This window comes from Anaerotignum neopropionicum, from assembly GCF_001571775.1.
In the GTDB taxonomy this organism is placed as follows: domain Bacteria; phylum Bacillota; class Clostridia; order Lachnospirales; family Anaerotignaceae; genus Chakrabartyella; species Chakrabartyella neopropionicum.
This window is the reverse complement of record NZ_LRVM01000006.1, coordinates 106,348-125,022: the sequence shown is the minus strand read 5'-3', so window position 1 is coordinate 125,022 and position 18,675 is coordinate 106,348. Positions and strand designations below refer to the sequence as shown.

Annotated in this window: 12 protein-coding genes; 10 read left to right on the top strand and 2 right to left on the bottom strand. The window is 41.5% G+C overall.

What is annotated here, in order from left to right:
* Positions 1–70: 70 nt before the first annotated feature.
* Both CLNEO_RS10355 and CLNEO_RS10350 read right to left on the bottom strand, forming a co-directional pair.
* Complete coding sequence (locus tag CLNEO_RS10355) at positions 71–955, bottom strand: DMT family transporter (RefSeq protein ID WP_066088373.1); 885 nt, start codon at positions 953–955, stop codon at positions 71–73.
* Between the two features lie 15 nt (positions 956–970).
* A complete protein-coding gene (locus tag CLNEO_RS10350) occupies positions 971–1,627 on the bottom strand; it encodes an epoxyqueuosine reductase QueH (RefSeq protein WP_066088371.1) in 657 nt (218 codons plus the stop codon).
* A 733-nt stretch (positions 1,628–2,360) separates the two neighbouring features.
* On the opposite strand from CLNEO_RS10350, the gene rpoB reads away from it, so the two are divergent.
* From rpoB to lonB, 10 genes are all read left to right on the top strand, one after another.
* Positions 2,361–6,239: a DNA-directed RNA polymerase subunit beta gene (rpoB, locus tag CLNEO_RS10345; protein ID WP_066088368.1), complete on the top strand. Its 3,879-nt coding sequence runs from the start codon at positions 2,361–2,363 to the stop codon at positions 6,237–6,239.
* Positions 6,240–6,256: 17 nt separating this feature from the next.
* Complete coding sequence (rpoC, locus tag CLNEO_RS10340) at positions 6,257–9,898, top strand: DNA-directed RNA polymerase subunit beta' (protein WP_066088365.1); 3,642 nt, start codon at positions 6,257–6,259, stop codon at positions 9,896–9,898.
* A 251-nt stretch (positions 9,899–10,149) separates the two neighbouring features.
* Positions 10,150–10,467, top strand: coding sequence for a hypothetical protein (locus CLNEO_RS10335; RefSeq protein ID WP_066088362.1), 318 nt, complete (start codon positions 10,150–10,152; stop codon positions 10,465–10,467).
* 14 nt (positions 10,468–10,481) lie between these two features.
* Positions 10,482–10,784 (top strand): hypothetical protein, encoded by a 303-nt coding sequence (locus tag CLNEO_RS10330; RefSeq protein ID WP_066088359.1) that lies wholly within the window; start codon positions 10,482–10,484, stop codon positions 10,782–10,784.
* A 663-nt stretch (positions 10,785–11,447) separates the two neighbouring features.
* Positions 11,448–11,834 (top strand): hypothetical protein, encoded by a 387-nt coding sequence (locus tag CLNEO_RS10320; RefSeq protein ID WP_066088353.1) that lies wholly within the window; start codon positions 11,448–11,450, stop codon positions 11,832–11,834.
* 292 nt (positions 11,835–12,126) lie between these two features.
* Entirely contained in the window at positions 12,127–12,555 is a 429-nt protein-coding gene (gene rpsL, locus CLNEO_RS10315; RefSeq protein ID WP_066088350.1) for a 30S ribosomal protein S12, read from the top strand.
* A 148-nt stretch (positions 12,556–12,703) separates the two neighbouring features.
* On the top strand, positions 12,704–13,174 hold the full coding sequence (rpsG, locus tag CLNEO_RS10310) for a 30S ribosomal protein S7 (RefSeq protein WP_066088347.1): 471 nt from the start codon (positions 12,704–12,706) through the stop codon (positions 13,172–13,174).
* 120 nt (positions 13,175–13,294) lie between these two features.
* On the top strand, positions 13,295–15,379 hold the full coding sequence (gene fusA / locus CLNEO_RS10305; RefSeq protein WP_066088345.1) for an elongation factor G: 2,085 nt from the start codon (positions 13,295–13,297) through the stop codon (positions 15,377–15,379).
* 177 nt (positions 15,380–15,556) lie between these two features.
* Positions 15,557–16,750, top strand: a complete 1,194-nt coding sequence (gene tuf, locus CLNEO_RS10300; protein WP_066088341.1) for an elongation factor Tu — start codon at positions 15,557–15,559, stop codon at positions 16,748–16,750.
* A gap of 175 nt (positions 16,751–16,925) precedes the next feature.
* Positions 16,926–18,590, top strand: a complete 1,665-nt coding sequence (lonB, locus tag CLNEO_RS10295) for an ATP-dependent protease LonB (RefSeq protein WP_066088338.1) — start codon at positions 16,926–16,928, stop codon at positions 18,588–18,590.
* Positions 18,591–18,675 lie beyond the last annotated feature (85 nt).

The following is an 18,675-nucleotide window of genomic DNA, read 5'->3' as shown; positions in this document are numbered from 1 at the left end:
CTTTCACTTCATTTTAAGCAAGGCCTGCACTATGAGCTGTTTTTTCTTTGGGACAGTTGATGCAATATTGTTATTTTGCAAGGGATTCTTTTTCTTTATGTAAATGGCCGTTTGCGTAGAAGAACATTGCAACAGCGGTGCTACAAATGATGATATAGCCAAGCCAACTAAAGCCATCCGGCACTTGACCGAAAACAAAGAAACCTAGTAGCGCGGAAAAAGGAATTTGTGAATAATCGAAAACTGAGATTTCCCTTGCCGGTGCGTAGCAATAGGCGGCGGTGATGCCAAATTGCCCTCCTGTGGCGGCAAGCCCCGCCAAAAGTAAGGTTGCTGTTTGCTGAAAGCTCATGGGATGGAAGTGGAAAAGCAGCAAGGGCAGGGTTACAAGACAGGAAAAGGCAGAAAAAAAGAAAACAATGAAAGCACCTTGCACGCCTCTTTGCCCCATAGCTCGCACATAAGTGTAGGCGGCCCCAGCGCAAATCCCTCCTATAAGACCAATCAAAGCAGGATAAAAATCCATATTTATACCCGTTGGCTTTATGACGAAAAGGGCACCAATGAATGCCGCAATAATGGAGGAGAATTGAAATAAATTAATTCGCTCCTTTAAAATCAGTATAGCAAAAAGGACAGCAAAAAAAGGGGACATTTTATTTAAAAGCGATGCATCGGAAAGAACAAGGTGATCCACAGCATAAAAATTAGAAATAATGCCAATGGTTCCAAAAATAGAGCGATAGAGTAAAAAACGTTTTGAATCTTTATCCAAAGAAACGTTGGGTTTTTCTTTTAAAAGAATGAAAAAAGCAAAAATCATTGCAATTAAGTTTCGAAAAAAGCTTTTTTGTAGTGAGGGCAAATCTCCGGATAGACGAACAAAAAGGTTCATTAAGGCGAAGGAAAGCGAGGACAAGATGATGCACAAGATGCCCTTTTGATGATTACTCATAATAAAAGATCCTTTCTAAATTTCATCTGTAGGGATAAACCCAGCTTGGTTTCGCAGTGCGGCTTCCAATTTTGAATAGGGGCATCCGCAATAATCCTGGCGATAGAGTCCATAAATTTCTGAAAGTTCACAGGAACGCCGAAAACCATTGCGTTTTTTGAAGTCTGAGAACAAATAGGGGATATTGTATTCCTCGGAAAGCTGTTTGCCTAGCTGATTTAATGCTTGGGCATCCTTATGAGGACTTATGGATAAGGTGGTTGTAAAGTAGTCGAAGCCCTTATTTTTTGCTTCCTCGGCGGTTTTGTGCAAACGCAGATGATAGCAGGCTTTGCACCGGGGGCCGCCCTCAGGCTCATTCTCGAGACCTTTTGCCAAAGTAAAAAAAGATTCAGCATCATATTCTCCTAAGAGGAAGGAAACAGGATGACGAAAGGGCATTGCTTCGATTAGCTTTTGCTGCTCCTGGGCTCGAAAAAGAAATTCGTCATGGGGGGCAATGTTTGGATTATAATAGAAAACCGTAATATCAAAGCGGGAGGACAGATATTCTAGCACATAAGAAGAACAAGGGGCGCAACAGCTGTGAAGCAGCAGTTTTGGCCGTCCATTGAAAGCTTCCACTTGTTTTAAGGTTTTCTCCAATATGAGTTGATAGTTTTCTTTCTTCAAAATATACACCTCGTTCCGAAAGCTATAAAGAGTGTAGCAACTTTTTTATGTAAATAAAAGAGAATTAGGGCTAAAAGTTGCTATGTATTAAAAAAAGTACAATATTTTTTAACAAAAATACATTTTTATTATGACGTAAATAAAAAAATACCGCTGAAATTTGAGGGTAAATTGAGGGGGGATTTATGCAAATTGAAATATCGACATTTATCAATTCAAATAAGAAAAAGATGACAGAAAATAAGTGTGGTCCTTGTATGTGCATTAAAACGGGAAAATCATAAAAAAGCATATAAAAAGGGCTTGACAATACATCGAATAAATGGTAAAATATTTCACACATTGACGAACATTGACAATATCCCAATTTAAAAGCAGTATAGCATAATAGGAAATAAAGTTCAACAGATTTTTTGATATAGATTGGTTTTTCGTTGAATTTGCCTATTTTGCTAGACATTATGAACCATTTTTGAGTTGGTAGGAGGTTGTTTTTGTTTAATATATACGAGGGTGTGAAGTCATTTGGCAATATACCCAATTGTTAAGGTTAGAATTTCTTAAAGAAAGAGGCTTTTGTTATGGCCGCTGATCAAAGGCGGTGCAGGCAAAGGTCTAGCTTTGTTTAGGCAATTCTAAATTTTTGTGCTCAAACGAGGGGAATCCCCTTTTCGCTTGCTTTTTATGAAGCGGTTGTTTTGTCGGTGCAATCATTATTTCGAGAGGTGACAAGATGGATAAAAACAGAATTCATGCACTCCATTTCGGGGACGCAACCCGAGTAAGCTATTCTAGAATCAACGAGGTTTTAGAAATGCCTAACTTAATTGAAGTGCAGAAAAACAGCTACCAGTGGTTTTTGAGTGAGGGGCTGAAGGAGGTATTTGAGGATGTTTCCCCAATTACAGACTTTAGCGGTAACCTTGTACTGGAGTTCATTGATTTTTCTTTGGACTCCGAGCCCAAATTCTCCATTGAAGAGTGTAAAGAGAGGGATGCAACCTTTGCGGCTGCATTGAAAGTGAAAGCTAGACTTTACAACAGAGAAATGGATGAATTAAAAGAGCAGGAAATCTTCATGGGCGATTTCCCTTTGATGACAGAAACCGGTACCTTTATTATTAATGGTGCGGAACGTGTTATTGTTAGCCAACTTGTTCGTTCTCCCGGCATTTACTACGCTTCTGATTTTGATAAAATTGGGAAGAAACTGCTTTCTGCTACGGTGATCCCCAACAGAGGTGCATGGCTGGAATATGAAACAGATTCCAATGATGTATTTTATGTTCGTGTTGATCGTACCAGAAAGGTTCCCGTCACTGTTTTGATCCGTGCCATGGGTATTGGCTCCGATGCAGAAATACTTGAAATGTTTGGTGAGGAGCCTAAAATTTTGGCCACCTTGGAAAAAGATATCTCAAAAAGCCATGAAGAAGGCTTGATTGAGATTTACAAAAAGCTCCGTCCCGGTGAGCCTCCTACGGTGGAAAGCTCCAAATCCTTATTGGATGGGATGTTCTTTGATCCCAAGCGTTACGATTTGGCCAAGGTTGGACGTTATAAATTTAATAAAAAGCTTGCTTTGAAAAACCGTATCCGTGGTGCAAAGCTTGCAGAAAATATTATTGACCCCATGACGGGAGAGATTATTGCAGAGGCAGGAGAAATCCTGACTATGGAAAAGTGTGAGGAAATTCAAAACACAGGCGCTCCTTATGTTTTCGTTGAAGTTGAGGATAGAGTGCTGAAGGTTTTGAGCAATCAGGCGGTTAAAATTGATGGTTTTATTGAGGAGTTTGGCTTAAATGCAGAGGATTTGGGGATTAAAGAGTTGGTTTACTATCCCCATTTGGTGCGTATTTTTGAGGAGTACCAGAGTGCGGAGGAAATTGCTGCTGCTATCAAGGAAAATATTCATGAATTAATTCCAAAGCATATTACAGTGGAGGATATTTTTGCTTCCATTAATTATGTGCTGCATTTGGATTATCAATATGGCAATGTGGATGATATTGACCACTTGGGCAACAGACGTATTCGTTCCGTTGGGGAGTTGCTGCAAAATCAGTTCCGTATCGGTCTTTCCAGAATGGAAAGAGTTGTTAGAGAAAGAATGACCACACAGGATTTGGCCGTTGTTACACCCCAGGCGTTGGTAAACGTTCGTCCGGTAACGGCTTCCATCAAGGAATTTTTTGGAAGCTCCCAGTTGTCCCAGTTTATGGATCAGAACAACCCTCTTTCCGAGTTGACCCACAAGCGTCGTTTGTCCGCATTGGGGCCCGGCGGTTTGTCAAGAGAAAGAGCGGGCTTCGAGGTTCGTGACGTTCACCATTCTCACTATGGTAGAATGTGCCCTATTGAAACACCAGAAGGCCCTAACATCGGTTTGATTAATACCCTTGCAACTTTTGCAAGAATTAACGAATACGGTTTTATTGAAGCGCCTTACCGAAAGGTGGATCATAGTGGTGAGGAACCACGGGTTACAGAGGACTTTATTTATGTAACAGCGGACGAAGAAGAAAACTACAATGTTGCTCAGGCAAATGAGCCTTTGGATGAAGTAGGGCACTTTGTGCATAAAAAAGTAACCGGTCGACACAAAGAGGATATTATCGAGGTTGACAGAAGCCAAATCCATTTGATGGACGTTTCTCCTAAGCAGATGGTTTCTGTTGCGACTGCCCTCATTCCTTTCTTGGAAAACGACGATGCAAACCGTGCGCTGATGGGCTCCAACATGCAGCGCCAGGCGGTACCTTTGATGGTGACGGATTCACCTATTGTTGGTACAGGTATGGAATATAAAACAGCAAAAGATTCCGGTATTTGCGTGATTGCGAAAAATGCCGGTGTTGTGGAAAGAGTTTCTGCCCATGAAATTGTTGTGCGTAACGATTCATCTCAAAGAGATAGATATAAAATGGTGAAATACCAAAGAAGTAACCAGAGTACTTGCTTGAACCAGAAGCCCATCATTAACGAAGGGGACAGGGTTGAGGCAGGACAGATTATTGCTGACGGTGCATCTACTTGTCAGGGTGAATTGGCGCTGGGCAAAAACCCACTCATTGGCTTTATGACATGGGAAGGCTATAACTACGAGGATGCTGTTTTGTTAAGTGAAAGACTGGTGCAGGAGGATGTTTATACCTCTGTGCATATCAGCGAGTTTGAAGCAGATGCAAGAGATACAAAACTGGGGCCAGAAGAAATTACAAGAGATATCCCCAATGTGGGTGATGATGCGCTGAAGGATTTGGATGAAAGAGGGATTGTTCGTATTGGTGCCGAGGTTCTTCCCAATGATATTTTGGTGGGTAAGGTTACACCCAAGGGTGAAACTGAACTGACAGCGGAGGAAAGACTGCTTCGTGCCATTTTCGGTGAAAAGGCAAGAGAAGTAAGAGATACTTCCTTACGTGTACCTCATGGGGAAACAGGCATTGTTGTGGATGTAAAAATTTTCACCAGAGAAAACGGCGACGATGTTGGCCCGGGTGTAAATCAGCTGGTGCGTGTATATATTGCGCAAAAGAGAAAAATTTCCGTTGGGGATAAGATGGCGGGGCGTCACGGTAACAAGGGTGTTGTTTCCCGCGTGCTTCCTGTGGAGGATATGCCTTTCTTGCCGAATGGGCGTCCTTTAGATATTGTATTGAACCCGCTGGGCATTCCTTCTCGTATGAATATCGGTCAGGTATTGGAAACCCATCTTTCCCTGGCAGCAAAGGCGTTGGACTGGAAAATCAGTACCCCAGTATTTGACGGCGCAAACGAAATTGACATTATGGATACGCTAGAGATGGCGAATGATTATGTAAATACAAACTGGGAAGAATTCTCTGAGAAGTGGAAGCCTTTATTACAAGGGGATATTCTTGATGAGCTATATGCAAACAAGGACCACAGAGAAGAATGGAAGGGCGTTACTATTTCCAGAGATGGTAAGGTCTCCTTGCGTGATGGCCGTACGGGTGATTTTTTTGATAACCGTGTAACCATTGGCTTCATGCACTACTTGAAGCTTCACCATTTGGTTGATGATAAGATTCATGCCCGTTCCACAGGCCCTTACTCCTTAGTAACACAGCAGCCTTTGGGTGGCAAGGCACAGTTTGGCGGTCAGCGTTTTGGTGAAATGGAAGTTTGGGCACTGGAAGCATATGGTGCTGCATATACTTTGCAGGAAATCCTGACTGTAAAATCTGATGATATTGTTGGCCGTGTGAAGACTTATGAAGCGATTGTTAAGGGTGAAAATATACCTGAGCCAGGTGTACCCGAATCCTTTAAGGTATTATTGAAGGAATTGCAGTCCTTGGCGTTGGATATCCGTGTATTGCGTGAGGATCAAACAGAGGTTGAAATCAGAGAATCCGTAGAAGAAGTGGATGATTTGAATGTAAATATTGATGGGTTTGATCCTGAGGAAAAAGACTATCGTCGGGCAAAACCGCTGACAGCCGAAGAAGAACTGGTTGATTTTCTCTTTGATGGCGAAGAAAGTACTGATGGCGAGGAAGGCACTGAGACGGAGGGTGAAGATCCGCTGGAGGATGACTTTGAAGAGGAATTGCTGGATGACGATTTTGCGGATGAGGAATAAGGAAGGAGAACAGAGCCATGAATACACAAAAAACAGAACAAGGAATTGTCTTTGATTCCATTAAGATTGGTTTGGCGTCTCCTGAAAAAATTCTTGAATGGTCAAGAGGCGAGGTTAAAAAACCTGAAACGATTAACTACAGAACATTAAAGCCTGAAAAAGACGGTCTTTTTTGTGAAAAGATTTTTGGGCCTACGAAGGACTGGGAATGCCACTGTGGTAAATATAAAAGAATCCGCTACAAAGGCGTTATTTGTGATCGGTGTGGCGTTGAAGTAACCAAGGCAAAGGTAAGACGTGAAAGAATGGGCCATATCGAATTGGCGGCACCTGTTTCTCACATCTGGTATTTTAAGGGAATTCCATCCAGAATGGGTCTGATTCTTTCTATGAGCCCCAGAGCTTTGGAGAAGGTGCTGTATTTTGCATCCTATATTGTGCTTAATGCGGGCAACACGGAATTGCAGTATAAGCAATTGCTCAGCGAAAGAGAATATAGAGAAGCCTATGATAAATTTGGCAACACCTTTGAGGCTGCTATGGGCGCGGAAGCCGTAAAGCGGCTATTAATGGATATTGACCTGGAGAAGGAATCAGCAGAGCTGAAGGCCCAGCTGGAGGACACTGCAGGGCAAAAGAGAGTACGTATTATCAAAAAGCTTGAAGTGATCGAAAGCTTTAGAATTTCCGGAAACAGACCGGAGTGGATGATCTTGGATGTAGTTCCTGTTATCCCTCCTGATATTCGTCCTATGGTTCAGTTGGATGGTGGTCGTTTTGCTACAAGTGACTTGAATGATTTGTACAGACGTGTCATCAATAGAAATAACCGCTTAAAGAGACTTTTGGATTTAGGCGCACCTGATATTATCGTTAGAAATGAGAAGAGAATGCTCCAGGAAGCAGTGGATGCGTTGATTGACAACGGCAGACGTGGCAGACCTGTAACAGGCCCCGGTAACCGTGCGCTGAAATCACTTTCCGATATGCTCAAAGGTAAGCAGGGTCGTTTCCGCCAGAACCTTTTGGGTAAGCGTGTTGACTATTCCGGACGTTCCGTTATCGTAGTTGGCCCCGAACTGAAAATCTTCCAGTGTGGTTTGCCAAAGGAAATGGCCATTGAATTGTTCAAGCCCTTTGTTATGAAAAAATTGGTAGAGGATGGCTTGGCACACAACATTAAATCTGCAAAGAGAATGGTAGAAAGACTGCAAACTGAGGTTTGGGATATATTGGAGGATGTTATTAAAGAGCATCCTGTTATGTTGAACCGTGCCCCAACACTGCATAGATTGGGCATTCAGGCGTTTGAGCCTGTTTTGGTTGAAGGCCGTGCCATCAAGCTGCATCCTTTGGTATGTACTGCTTATAATGCCGACTTCGATGGTGACCAGATGGCGGTGCACGTTCCTCTTTCTGTAGAGGCACAGGCGGAATGCCGTTTCTTACTGCTTTCTCCAAACAACCTTTTGAAGCCCTCCGACGGTGCCCCTGTAACGGTGCCTTCTCAGGATATGATTTTGGGTATGTATTATTTGACTCTGGAAAGAGAAGATTTGAATGTCCGTTATGAAGAGGATTTGCTGGATGCCGAAGGCAACGTGGTGAAAGCAAAAGACGATCTCGTTATGAAATCGTTTAAGGATGAAAAAGAAGCGATGCTGGCATATGATAATAATCAAATCGCTTTGCAAGAAGTGATTCGCGTAAGAAGAGTATTAACCTTTAATGGTGTGACAGAGGTTCGCATGGTTCGCACAACCGTAGGAAGAATTATCTTTAACGAAGCGATTCCCCAGAATTTGGGTTATGTGGATAGAACTAATGAGGAAGAAAAGTTCCGTTATGAAATTGACTTTTTGGTAGATAAAAAGCAGATTGGTAAAATCATCAACAGATGTATCAACCGTTGCGGTTCTACCGAAACTGCGGCAGTTTTGGATAAGATCAAATCCCTTGGTTATAAGTTCTCCACAAGAGCAGCTTTAACCGTATCCGTATCTGACATGGAGATTCCTAAGGAAAAGCCGGGCTTCTTAGCTGAAGCGGAAGAAAAGGTTGAACTCATCACCAGAAAATTCAGACGTGGTTTGATGACCGACGAAGAACGCCATAATAAGGTTATTGAGGCATGGAACATTGCCAACGAAAAGATCACGGTGGCTTTGCTGGCAGGCTTGGGTAAATACAACAATATTTATATGATGGCAAACTCCGGTGCCCGTGGTTCCAACAGCCAGATTAAACAGTTGGCAGGTATGCGTGGTTTGATGGCGAACCCCTCCGGTGGTATCATCGAATTGCCTATTAAGTCCAACTTCCGTGAAGGTTTGTCTGTATTGGAGTACTTTATCTCCGCCCATGGCGCAAGAAAAGGTTTGACAGATACTGCTCTTAGAACAGCCGATTCCGGTTATTTGACCCGTCGTTTGGTTGACGTATCTCAGGATATTATTATTCGTGAATGGGATTGCAGTGAGGACAATGATAAGGAAGCACCTGGTTTATGGGTAGCAGCTTTCATGGATGGCAACGAAGTGATTGAAGGTTTGCAGGAAAGAATCCGAGGCAGATGGTCTGTGTTGGATGTCATTCATCCTGGAACGGGCGAGATCATTGTTCCTGCTGATACCATGATTACCTTTGACCAGGCAGAACAGGTGGAAAAGGCCGGAATTAAAAAAGTATTAATTCGTACCGTATTGACTTGCCGTTCTAAAATTGGTATTTGTGCGAAGTGCTACGGCGCCAATATGGCCAGTGGCAGATACGTTCGCATCGGTGAATCCGTTGGTATTATTGCGGCACAGTCCATTGGTGAACCGGGTACACAGCTTACAATGCGTACGTTCCACACCGGTGGTATTGCCGGTGATGACATCACACAGGGTCTTCCTCGTGTTGAGGAATTGTTTGAAGCAAGAAAGCCTAAGGGTCTTGCAATTATTGCTGAATTCGGCGGTCGCATAACCTTGAAGGATACAAAGAAGAAGAGAGAAGTTATGATTGAAAGCCCTGAAACTGGAGAAATCAAGGATTACCTCATTCCTTATGGCTCTAGAATTAAGGTTTACGACGGCGACACGGTGGAAGCCGGTGATGAAATTACAGAAGGTAGTGTAAATCCTCACGATATTCTGAAAATCAAAGGCTTGCGCGGCGTACAGGATTATATGATTCAGGAGGTACAGCGCGTTTACCGTTTGCAGGGTGTAGAAATCAACGATAAGCATATAGAGGTTATTGTTCGCCAGATGCTAAAGCGTGTAAGAATCGAAGAAAACGGGGATACGGGATTCCTACCCGGCAGCTTAGTTGACTGGCTGATATTTGAGAATACAAACGCTGCATTGGAGGCAGAAGGTAAGATACCTGCTAACGGTGCCCGTGTTCTTTTGGGTATCACAAAGGCTTCCTTGGCAACGGATTCCTTCTTGTCTGCGGCGTCCTTCCAGGAAACAACAAGGGTTCTGACGGAAGCTGCAATCAAGGGTAAGATTGATCCATTGATCGGTCTGAAGGAAAATGTTATCATCGGTAAGCTGATTCCTGCCGGTACGGGTATGACCAGATACCGCAGTGTAGAAATCGAACCGGATATTGATGAGGATGTTTCTAGGGACGATGAAATTTATATGGACGATGATGAAATGATTTAACGGATTTTTTTGGTCCCTCACCTTGACGGTGGGGGGCTTTTTTATGGAGAATTAAATTATGAATGGTTTCTTGAATTTCAATAGAAGAAGGAATTACATGTAAATTTTTGTCGACATAATGTGGTTGACTTTGTAAACCGGGGAGGGGGTATACTTACTTTCGAAAGTAATGTGCACAATGTTTTTAAGAATTGAATAAAAGAATTGACATGATTCAAGTTAGAGTATAGTTTTAAAGTAGGTTACAAAAAATGAAAAATCTAAAAAAGTTTTTAAGTGCATTAATATGTTGTACTATCGTGCTAGGTTCTTCGGGAACAGCATTTGCCGAGATAGGAGATGCAAATAAATTAGGAAATGGAGATCAGCAAATACAGAAAGAGGAGATGTTGGCTTTAGTTGATCAGCAATTAAAAGATCAAAATGCTGAAAAATTTTATTCGATTTATGAGCAAATGATTAATGATATGTATAATAATAGTCCGACAACTAATAGTTTGATGAAAGCAAGTACAAAAAAAGTGCTTATTTTTCAAATGGTGGGGTTATTTACTACAAAAACTACTTAGGAACAAAGGTTGAAATGACAAATACATACCTTTCTCAAGATGAATACAATAGGGTTATTGCGAGAAAACCTATAAGCCAGAGTTTTACAGAATGGTTATCTGTGATAGGTGTTGGGTTGATTAATGCAACTTTAGGTGTAATGTTTGGTTTTGACATGTATGTAGAAGATAATATTATATATAATAACATCGTAGACGCTGGTGGAGCTTATTGTTGCGTAACAGAAGATGCTACTGCAATAGCAAAGATTGTTTTACTATGGAAATCTCACCCGTATGCCCAATATTATGATGGAGCCACTGTAATTTTCAGATGAAATAGTTTGGTTTAGGAAACCTTTGAAGACAAAGATGAACTTCAGGGGTTTCCTTTCTAAGGTTGTTTGACAAATAACAACATATAATGTAATTATAAGTAAGTTATAGATATTTAAAAAATAAATACAAATCGCAATATTGCTTATTTAATGGGGAGAATGTTATGAAAAAAACTTGGTACGCAATTTTCTTTTTAATCCTAGTGAATTTATTGTTATATTATAATTCGATACTTAATCCTCAACTTGCAAAAGTATTTATATTCCTTTATTTTCTGGAAATTATTATTTATGAAATTTATTTTAAAAATAGAAGTGATTTAAAATGGAGTTTACGAGTATTAAGGAGTGCATTTATCGCTCTGCTTTTTTTAAGTATAAAGGGATCATTTAGTAAAATGCAGACAATTGGCTGTCTTTCGGGTGCTTTCCTATATGGCTTTTACATAATGTATCTAGAGCAAACACAGAAAAAAGATTAGTGGTATTATAAATTTAAAAAATGAAATGCTTGTTATCTGAATAATTTGATGCATCCGTTATGGTAAGGGGGTCTTTAGGGCATATTTTTTGAGAATGATACTATGTAGAATACTTTACCCTATGGCTTTTTGAAATTTGTTTTTTTTTCGAAAGCCTATACTTATGCAAGGAGAAAAAGCTATGAGCAAAAATGGTAATATTAGAGAAATGTCAAAAGAAGATAGGGGAACAATTCTGAAAAAACATATTGTTATTTATGAATTGTTGATTACAGCTCTTCAGATTGCAATTATCATATTTTGTTTTCTTGCATATAAAAAAGTTGATGCCGTTTATGTGGAGGGTTTAGGGCTCTCGTTGTTAGATAGTAGTTTAGGATACGTCATGTGCATTTTTGCTTTCGCTGTATTTACGATGTGCATTTCCTTAATAAGATTTTCCATGCTGCTGGTTCCATGGTTTCGAGAATTATGGAAGGATGCATGGAAAGATGACAGCCAAAAGAAAAATCCCCTAAAAGCAATTCAAGCAATACAGATAAAAGCGAATAGTCTATGGTTAAGATAAAAAAGATGCAGACGGCGAACTTGGAGGACGTTATCGGCATCTTTTTAATTTTGTTGTTTATTTGTTGTTTATAAGAAAAATTACTATAGGTTTACAAATTGTAAAAATTAAGTAATCATTGTAAAAATAGTTTGCTATTTTATAAAAAACCTTGACTTTTCGTGAATCGGGTGATAAAATTTTCTAGTGTCTAAAATTATGGGCTTTTCTAAGCGTGCCCCTAATTGGACATTAAAAAGGCAAAATTATTGCAAGAGCAGATCGTATTATTTTTTATAAGGAGGTGCAATTAATGCCTACGTTTAATCAGTTAGTAAGAAAAGGTAGACAGACCGTAGAGAAAAAATCAACAGCACCCGCTTTGCAGAAAGGTTTAAACTCTCTGCGCAAAAAAGCGACAGATGTTTCTTCTCCTCAGAAACGTGGTGTATGTACAGCAGTTAAGACTTCCACACCTAAGAAGCCTAACTCCGCGCTCAGAAAGATCGCCAGAGTTCGTCTTTCCAACGGTATTGAAGTAACAGCTTATATTCCCGGTGAAGGCCATAACCTTCAGGAACATAGTGTTGTTTTGATCAGAGGCGGTAGAGTAAAGGATCTTCCCGGTGTGCGTTACCACATCGTTAGAGGTACTTTGGATACAGCAGGCGTTGCAAAGAGAATGCAGGCTAGATCCAAATACGGCGCAAAACGCCCTAAAGCTGCAAAAGCAAAGAAGTAATATATTGAAATTAAGAAATGCCTTATACAGATCAATACAATCTGCGATTGCTTAGACGAGATATAAGTTGAGTGGTAAGGCATGAAAACACGAGGTATAGACTCGTGAAGTACCGAGAATATCATTATTCATTAAGGAGGGAAGAATCGTGCCAAGAAAAGGACATGTTGCGAAAAGAGAAGTTTTAGCAGACCCAGTTTACAATAGTAAGCTTGTAACAAAGCTGATCAACAGCATTATGCTGGATGGTAAAAAAGGTGTTGCCGAAAAGATCGTTTATGGTGCATTCGACAAAGTAGCAGAAAAGACAGGTAAAGAAGCTTTGGAGGCTTTTGAAGAAGCTTTGGGCAATATCATGCCTGTATTGGAAGTAAAAGCACGCCGTGTTGGTGGTGCAACTTATCAGGTTCCTATGGAAGTTAGACCCGAAAGACGCCAGACACTGGGTCTTCGCTGGTTAACCATTTATTCCAGAAAACGTGGCGAAAAAACCATGGTTGATCGTTTGGCAGGTGAACTTGTCGATGCATTAAGCAATGCCGGTGGTGCTTGCAAGAAGAAAGACGAAACACACAAAATGGCAGATGCAAACAAGGCTTTCTCCCATTTCAAGTGGTAATAAAAAGGAATGGATACAAGGGGTTTGGGAAAGACTATTTTCATGGTGCATTTTTTACAAAATGCGCCTAAACCCTTTCGTTTGGTTTTATAATGAAGGACAACAAAGGAGGAGTAAAGCGTGGCAAAAAGAGCATTTCCGCTGGAGCAGACCAGAAACATCGGTATTATGGCTCATATCGACGCAGGTAAGACTACTCTGACAGAACGTATTTTGTTTTATACAGGCCGTAACTACAAAATCGGTGATACTCATGAGGGTACAGCGACGATGGACTGGATGGAGCAGGAGCAGGAAAGAGGTATCACCATTACTTCAGCTGCTACGACCTGTCATTGGAATGATAACAGAATCAATATCATTGATACACCCGGACACGTTGACTTTACAGTAGAAGTTGAACGTTCTTTGCGTGTATTGGATGGTGCTGTTTGCGTATTTTGCGCAAAGGGCGGCGTTGAACCTCAGTCTGAAACAGTATGGCGTCAGGCGGATAACTATAATGTACCCAGAATGGCATTTGTAAACAAAATGGATATCATGGGTGCTGATTTTTACAATGTTCTTGATATGATGAAAAAAAGATTGGGCTGTACACCCGTAGCAATGCAGCTGCCTATCGGCGCTGAAAGCGAATTTGTAGGTGTTATTGACTTATTAAATATGCATGCTTTCATCTATGAAGACGATTTGGGGAAAGAAGTTGACGAACAGGAAATTCCCGAAAACATGAAAGAAAAGGCTGAAGAATACAGACAAATGTTGGTTGAAACGGTTGCTGAAACCGATGAAGAACTGATGATGATGTATTTGGATGGGGAAGAACCTACCGTAGAACAGCTGAAGGCAGCAATGCGTAAGGCTTGCATTAACTGCGATTTAGTTCCTGTATTCTGCGGTTCCGCATACAGAAACAAAGGCGTTCAGAAATTACTGGACGGTGTTATTGAATATATGCCCGCGCCTGTGGATATTCCTGCCATTAAGGGTACTGATCCCGATACAGGGGAAGAGATTGAAAGACATTCTTCTGATGAAGAGCCTTTCTCCGCTTTGGCATTTAAGATTATGAATGATCCTTTCGTAGGAAAGCTGGCATTCTTCCGTGTGTACTCTGGTACCTTGGATTCCGGCACTTATGTTCATAACTCTACAAAGGGCAAAAAAGAACGTGTTGGCCGTATCCTCCAAATGCACGCGAACCACAGAGAGGAAATCGAAAAGGTTTACTCCGGTGATATTGCGGCGGCGGTTGGATTTAAGCTGACAACAACAGGCGATACCATCTGTGATGAGGATCATGAAGTTATTCTGGAATCCATGGTATTCCCTGAGCCCGTTATCGAAGTTGCAATTGAACCTAAAACAAAAGCAGGCAGAGATAAAATGGGTATTGCATTGGCTAAATTGGCTGAAGAAGATCCTACTTTCAAGACATATACAAACGCTGAAACAGGACAGACAATCATCGCTGGTATGGGCGAGCTGCACTTGGAAATCATTGTTGACCGTCTGCTGAGAGAATTCAAGGTAGAGGCAAACGTTGGTGCACCTCAGGTATCCTATAAGGAAACCTTCCGTAAGGCTGTTGATGTTGAAGGTAAATTCGTACGTCAGTCCGGTGGTCGTGGACAGTATGGTCATTGTAAGGTTCGCTTCTTCCCTATTGGTACAGATGCAGAACACAATTATGAATTTGTAAATGCTACAGTTGGTGGTTCTATTCCTAAGGAATATATCCCCGCAATTGATAAAGGTATTCAGCAGGCAATGCAGAGCGGTATTTTAGGTGGCTATCCCGTTTTGGGTGTTAAGGCAGAAGTTTACGATGGTTCTTACCATGAAGTTGACTCCTCCGAAACAGCTTACCAAATTGCTGGTTCCATGGCTTTCAAGGAAGCAATGAGAAAAGGCGATGCTGTTCTTTTGGAGCCTATTATGAAGGTTACAGTATCCGTTCCCGAGGATTATATGGGTGACGTTATTGGTGACATCAACTCTCGTCGTGGTCGTATCGAAGGCATGGAAGCTAGAAGCGGTGTACAGGTAATTCATTCCTTTGTACCTTTGGCTGAAATGTTTGGCTACTCCACAGACCTTCGTTCTAAAACACAGGGACGCGGTACTTATGTAATGGAAGTTGACCATTATGAGCCATGCCCTAAGTCTGTTCAGGATAAGGTTTTAGAAGGCAAGAAACAGTAAAAATTCCGCATAGAAGGAAGACTTTTTTACTAAGAAAAAATACCAAAATGCCCATGGAATGGATATTTGGTATTGCAAAAAGACAGGAAGTCTAATATAATTGAAATCGATAGGTGCATTCCAGTAAATGCACTAAACTCAACAGATTTTCAAAAACTCAAAGGAGGATAATTTAAAATGGCAAAGCAAAAATTTGAAAGAACCAAACCTCATGTTAATATTGGTACAATTGGTCACGTTGACCACGGCAAAACAACTCTTACAGCAGCGATCACAAAGACACTGTATGAAAGATACCAGCTGGGTGCAGCAGTTGATTTCGATAACATTGACAAGGCTCCCGAAGAAAGAGAACGTGGTATCACAATCTCTACAGCTCACGTTGAATATGAAACACCTGTTAGACACTATGCTCACGTTGATTGCCCTGGACATGCTGACTATGTAAAGAATATGATCACAGGTGCTGCTCAGATGGACGGCGCTATTTTGGTTGTTGCTGCAACAGATGGTCCTATGGCTCAGACAAGAGAGCACATTTTGCTTTCCCGTCAGGTAGGCGTTCCTTATATTGTTGTATTTATGAATAAGTGCGACATGGTTGATGACGAAGAACTTCTTGACTTAGTTGAAATGGAAATCAGAGACCTTCTTTCCGAGTATGAATTCCCTGGCGATGATATCCCCATCATCAGAGGTTCTGCATTGCAGGCTCTTCAGGATCCTAGCGGCCCTTGGGGCGACAAGATCGTTGATTTGTTCAACGAAATTGAAGCTTATATTCCCAATCCTAAGCGTGACGTTGACAAGCCTTTCTTGATGCCTGTAGAAGATGTATTCTCCATCACAGGCCGTGGTACTGTTGCAACTGGTAGAGTTGAAAGCGGTGTTGTTAAGGTTCAGGAAGAAGTTGAAATCGTTGGCTTGGCAGAAGAAACCAGAAAAGTTGTTGTAACTGGCGTTGAAATGTTCCGTAAACTTTTGGATCAGGCTGAAGCTGGTGACAACATTGGTGTACTTCTCCGTGGTGTTCAGAGAACTGAAATCGAAAGAGGACAGGTTTTGGCGAAACCCGGCTCCATTACACCTCATACAAAATTCCAAGCTCAGGTTTATGTATTGAGCAAAGAAGAAGGTGGCCGTCATACTCCTTTCTTCAACAACTACAGACCTCAGTTCTACTTCAGAACAACTGACGTTACAGGCGTTATCTCCTTACCTGAAGGCACAGAAATGTGTATGCCTGGCGACAACGTTGAAATGGGTATCGAATTGATTACACCTGTTGCTATGGCTCAGGGTCTTCGTTTTGCTATTCGTGAAGGCGGCAGAACAGTAGGCGCTGGTTCCGTAATTGAAATCGTAGAGTAAGATTTTAATTCATTACAGTGATTTTTCATACACCCCCGATGTTTTTTATCGGGGGTGTATTTTTATGTTGATTTTTTTTGTGTAAATTTTACTAAAAATAGATAGTTTTTGTTTGTGGCGGATAAATTCCATTTTTCACGAGATACTATTACCAGCAAAAGAAATGGGAGGAGATATGGTGAACGGATGGAGTGTATTAACCATAGTACAATTACTATTTTTTGGAATGGGTGCGTATTATTTTTTTGCGAAAAGTAGAAAAAAACCCTTGGGAGGTGGTATTTCCTCAGATGAAAACTTCAAGCAATTGGAGGAATTGGAGGAGATGCGACATCGTAAGCTGACGGAACCCTTGTCAGAGCAAACCCGACCTAGGAGTTTAGCTGAAATAGTTGGGCAGGAAAAGGCAATTAAGGCATTAAGGACGGCTTTATGCGGGCCAAACCCACAGCATATTTTAATATACGGGCCACCTGGGGTTGGAAAAACTGCGGCAGCCCGTTTGATTTTAGAGGAGGCAAAGAAAACACAGGCGTGTCCTTTTTGGGAAACTGCAAAATTCGTTGAAATAGATGCCACCACGCTTCAATTTGATGAAAGGAATATTGCAGACCCCCTTATGGGGTCTGTGCATGATCCCATTTATCAAGGGGCTGGAGCTTTTGGCCAAATGGGAATACCTCAGCCACGCCCCGGCGCAATTTGCGAGGCCCATGGTGGTGTTTTATTTATAGATGAAATTGGAGAGCTGCACCCAGTGCAAATGAACAAGCTTTTGAAGGTGTTGGAGGACAGAATTGCTCGTTTTCAAAGCAGCTATTATAGCAGGCAGAACAAAAATATACCATCTTATATTCATGAGATTTTTCAAAAAGGCATGCCCGCTGATTTTCGTTTGATCGGAGCAACAACAAGAAATCCTTCTGATATTCCTCCTGCCCTCAGATCTCGCTGCACAGAAATATTTTTTGAAAGCTTGGACGAAAAAGCAGTAGAGCAAATAGCGAGAAACAGTCTGGATCGCTGTGGATTGCCCTATGAAGAAGGTCTTTGTCAAAAAATTGCCTGCTATGCCCAGGGGGGAAGGGATACGGTGAATATTATTCAATCTCTGTCGGCATTAGCAGTAATGGAGGGGAATCGAAAGATTATGTTTGCTGATTTGGATTGGGTGGCTGAAACAGGGAGGTATCAACCGATTTTGCGCAGAAAAGTAAGCAAAAAGGCTCAAATTGGCGTGGTCAACGGTATGGCTGTACAAGGAGGAGGCAGCGGCACGCTACTTGCAATTGAGGCAACCGTTCAAAAATCAGATAAGGGATTTTTAACGGTAACGGGAATTGTGGAAGAAGAGGAAATTCGGGGCAAGCAGCGTTCTAGCCGGCGTAAAAGCAATGCCCGCAGCTCTGTGGAAAATGTCTTGACAGTTTTAGAGAAATATGGGTTTGCAAAGGATGCATATCAGGTACACATTAATTTTCCGGGAGGAACTCCTGTGGATGGGCCGTCGGCGGGGATTGCAATGTTTTTGGCCGTATATTCCGCTTTTACAGGTGTAGCGGTAGATGGCGAAATTGCACTAACGGGAGAGATTGGGTTACTTGGGCAGGTTTTGCCTGTTGGCGGCGTTCCAGACAAGCTAGGGGCAGCAGTTGATGCAGGGGTAAAGAGAGCATTTATCCCTAAGGAAAATTGGCGAGAGTCGTATTTGAATTTAGGTATTTCGGTAGTGCCATTAAAAAATGTGGATGAGCTTTTGGAGCATGTTTTTAGAAAGGAGGAAAATAGCGTAGTGGTAGAGGATGGCAATGTTTTAACAGCCATGGAAGGGAATTTATAGTGGAAAAGTGGGAATTTTATTTGGTTATTTGACCGAAAGCGTATTTTAGGGTATAATATGTAAAGTTTTAGCGGAGAACCTGGAA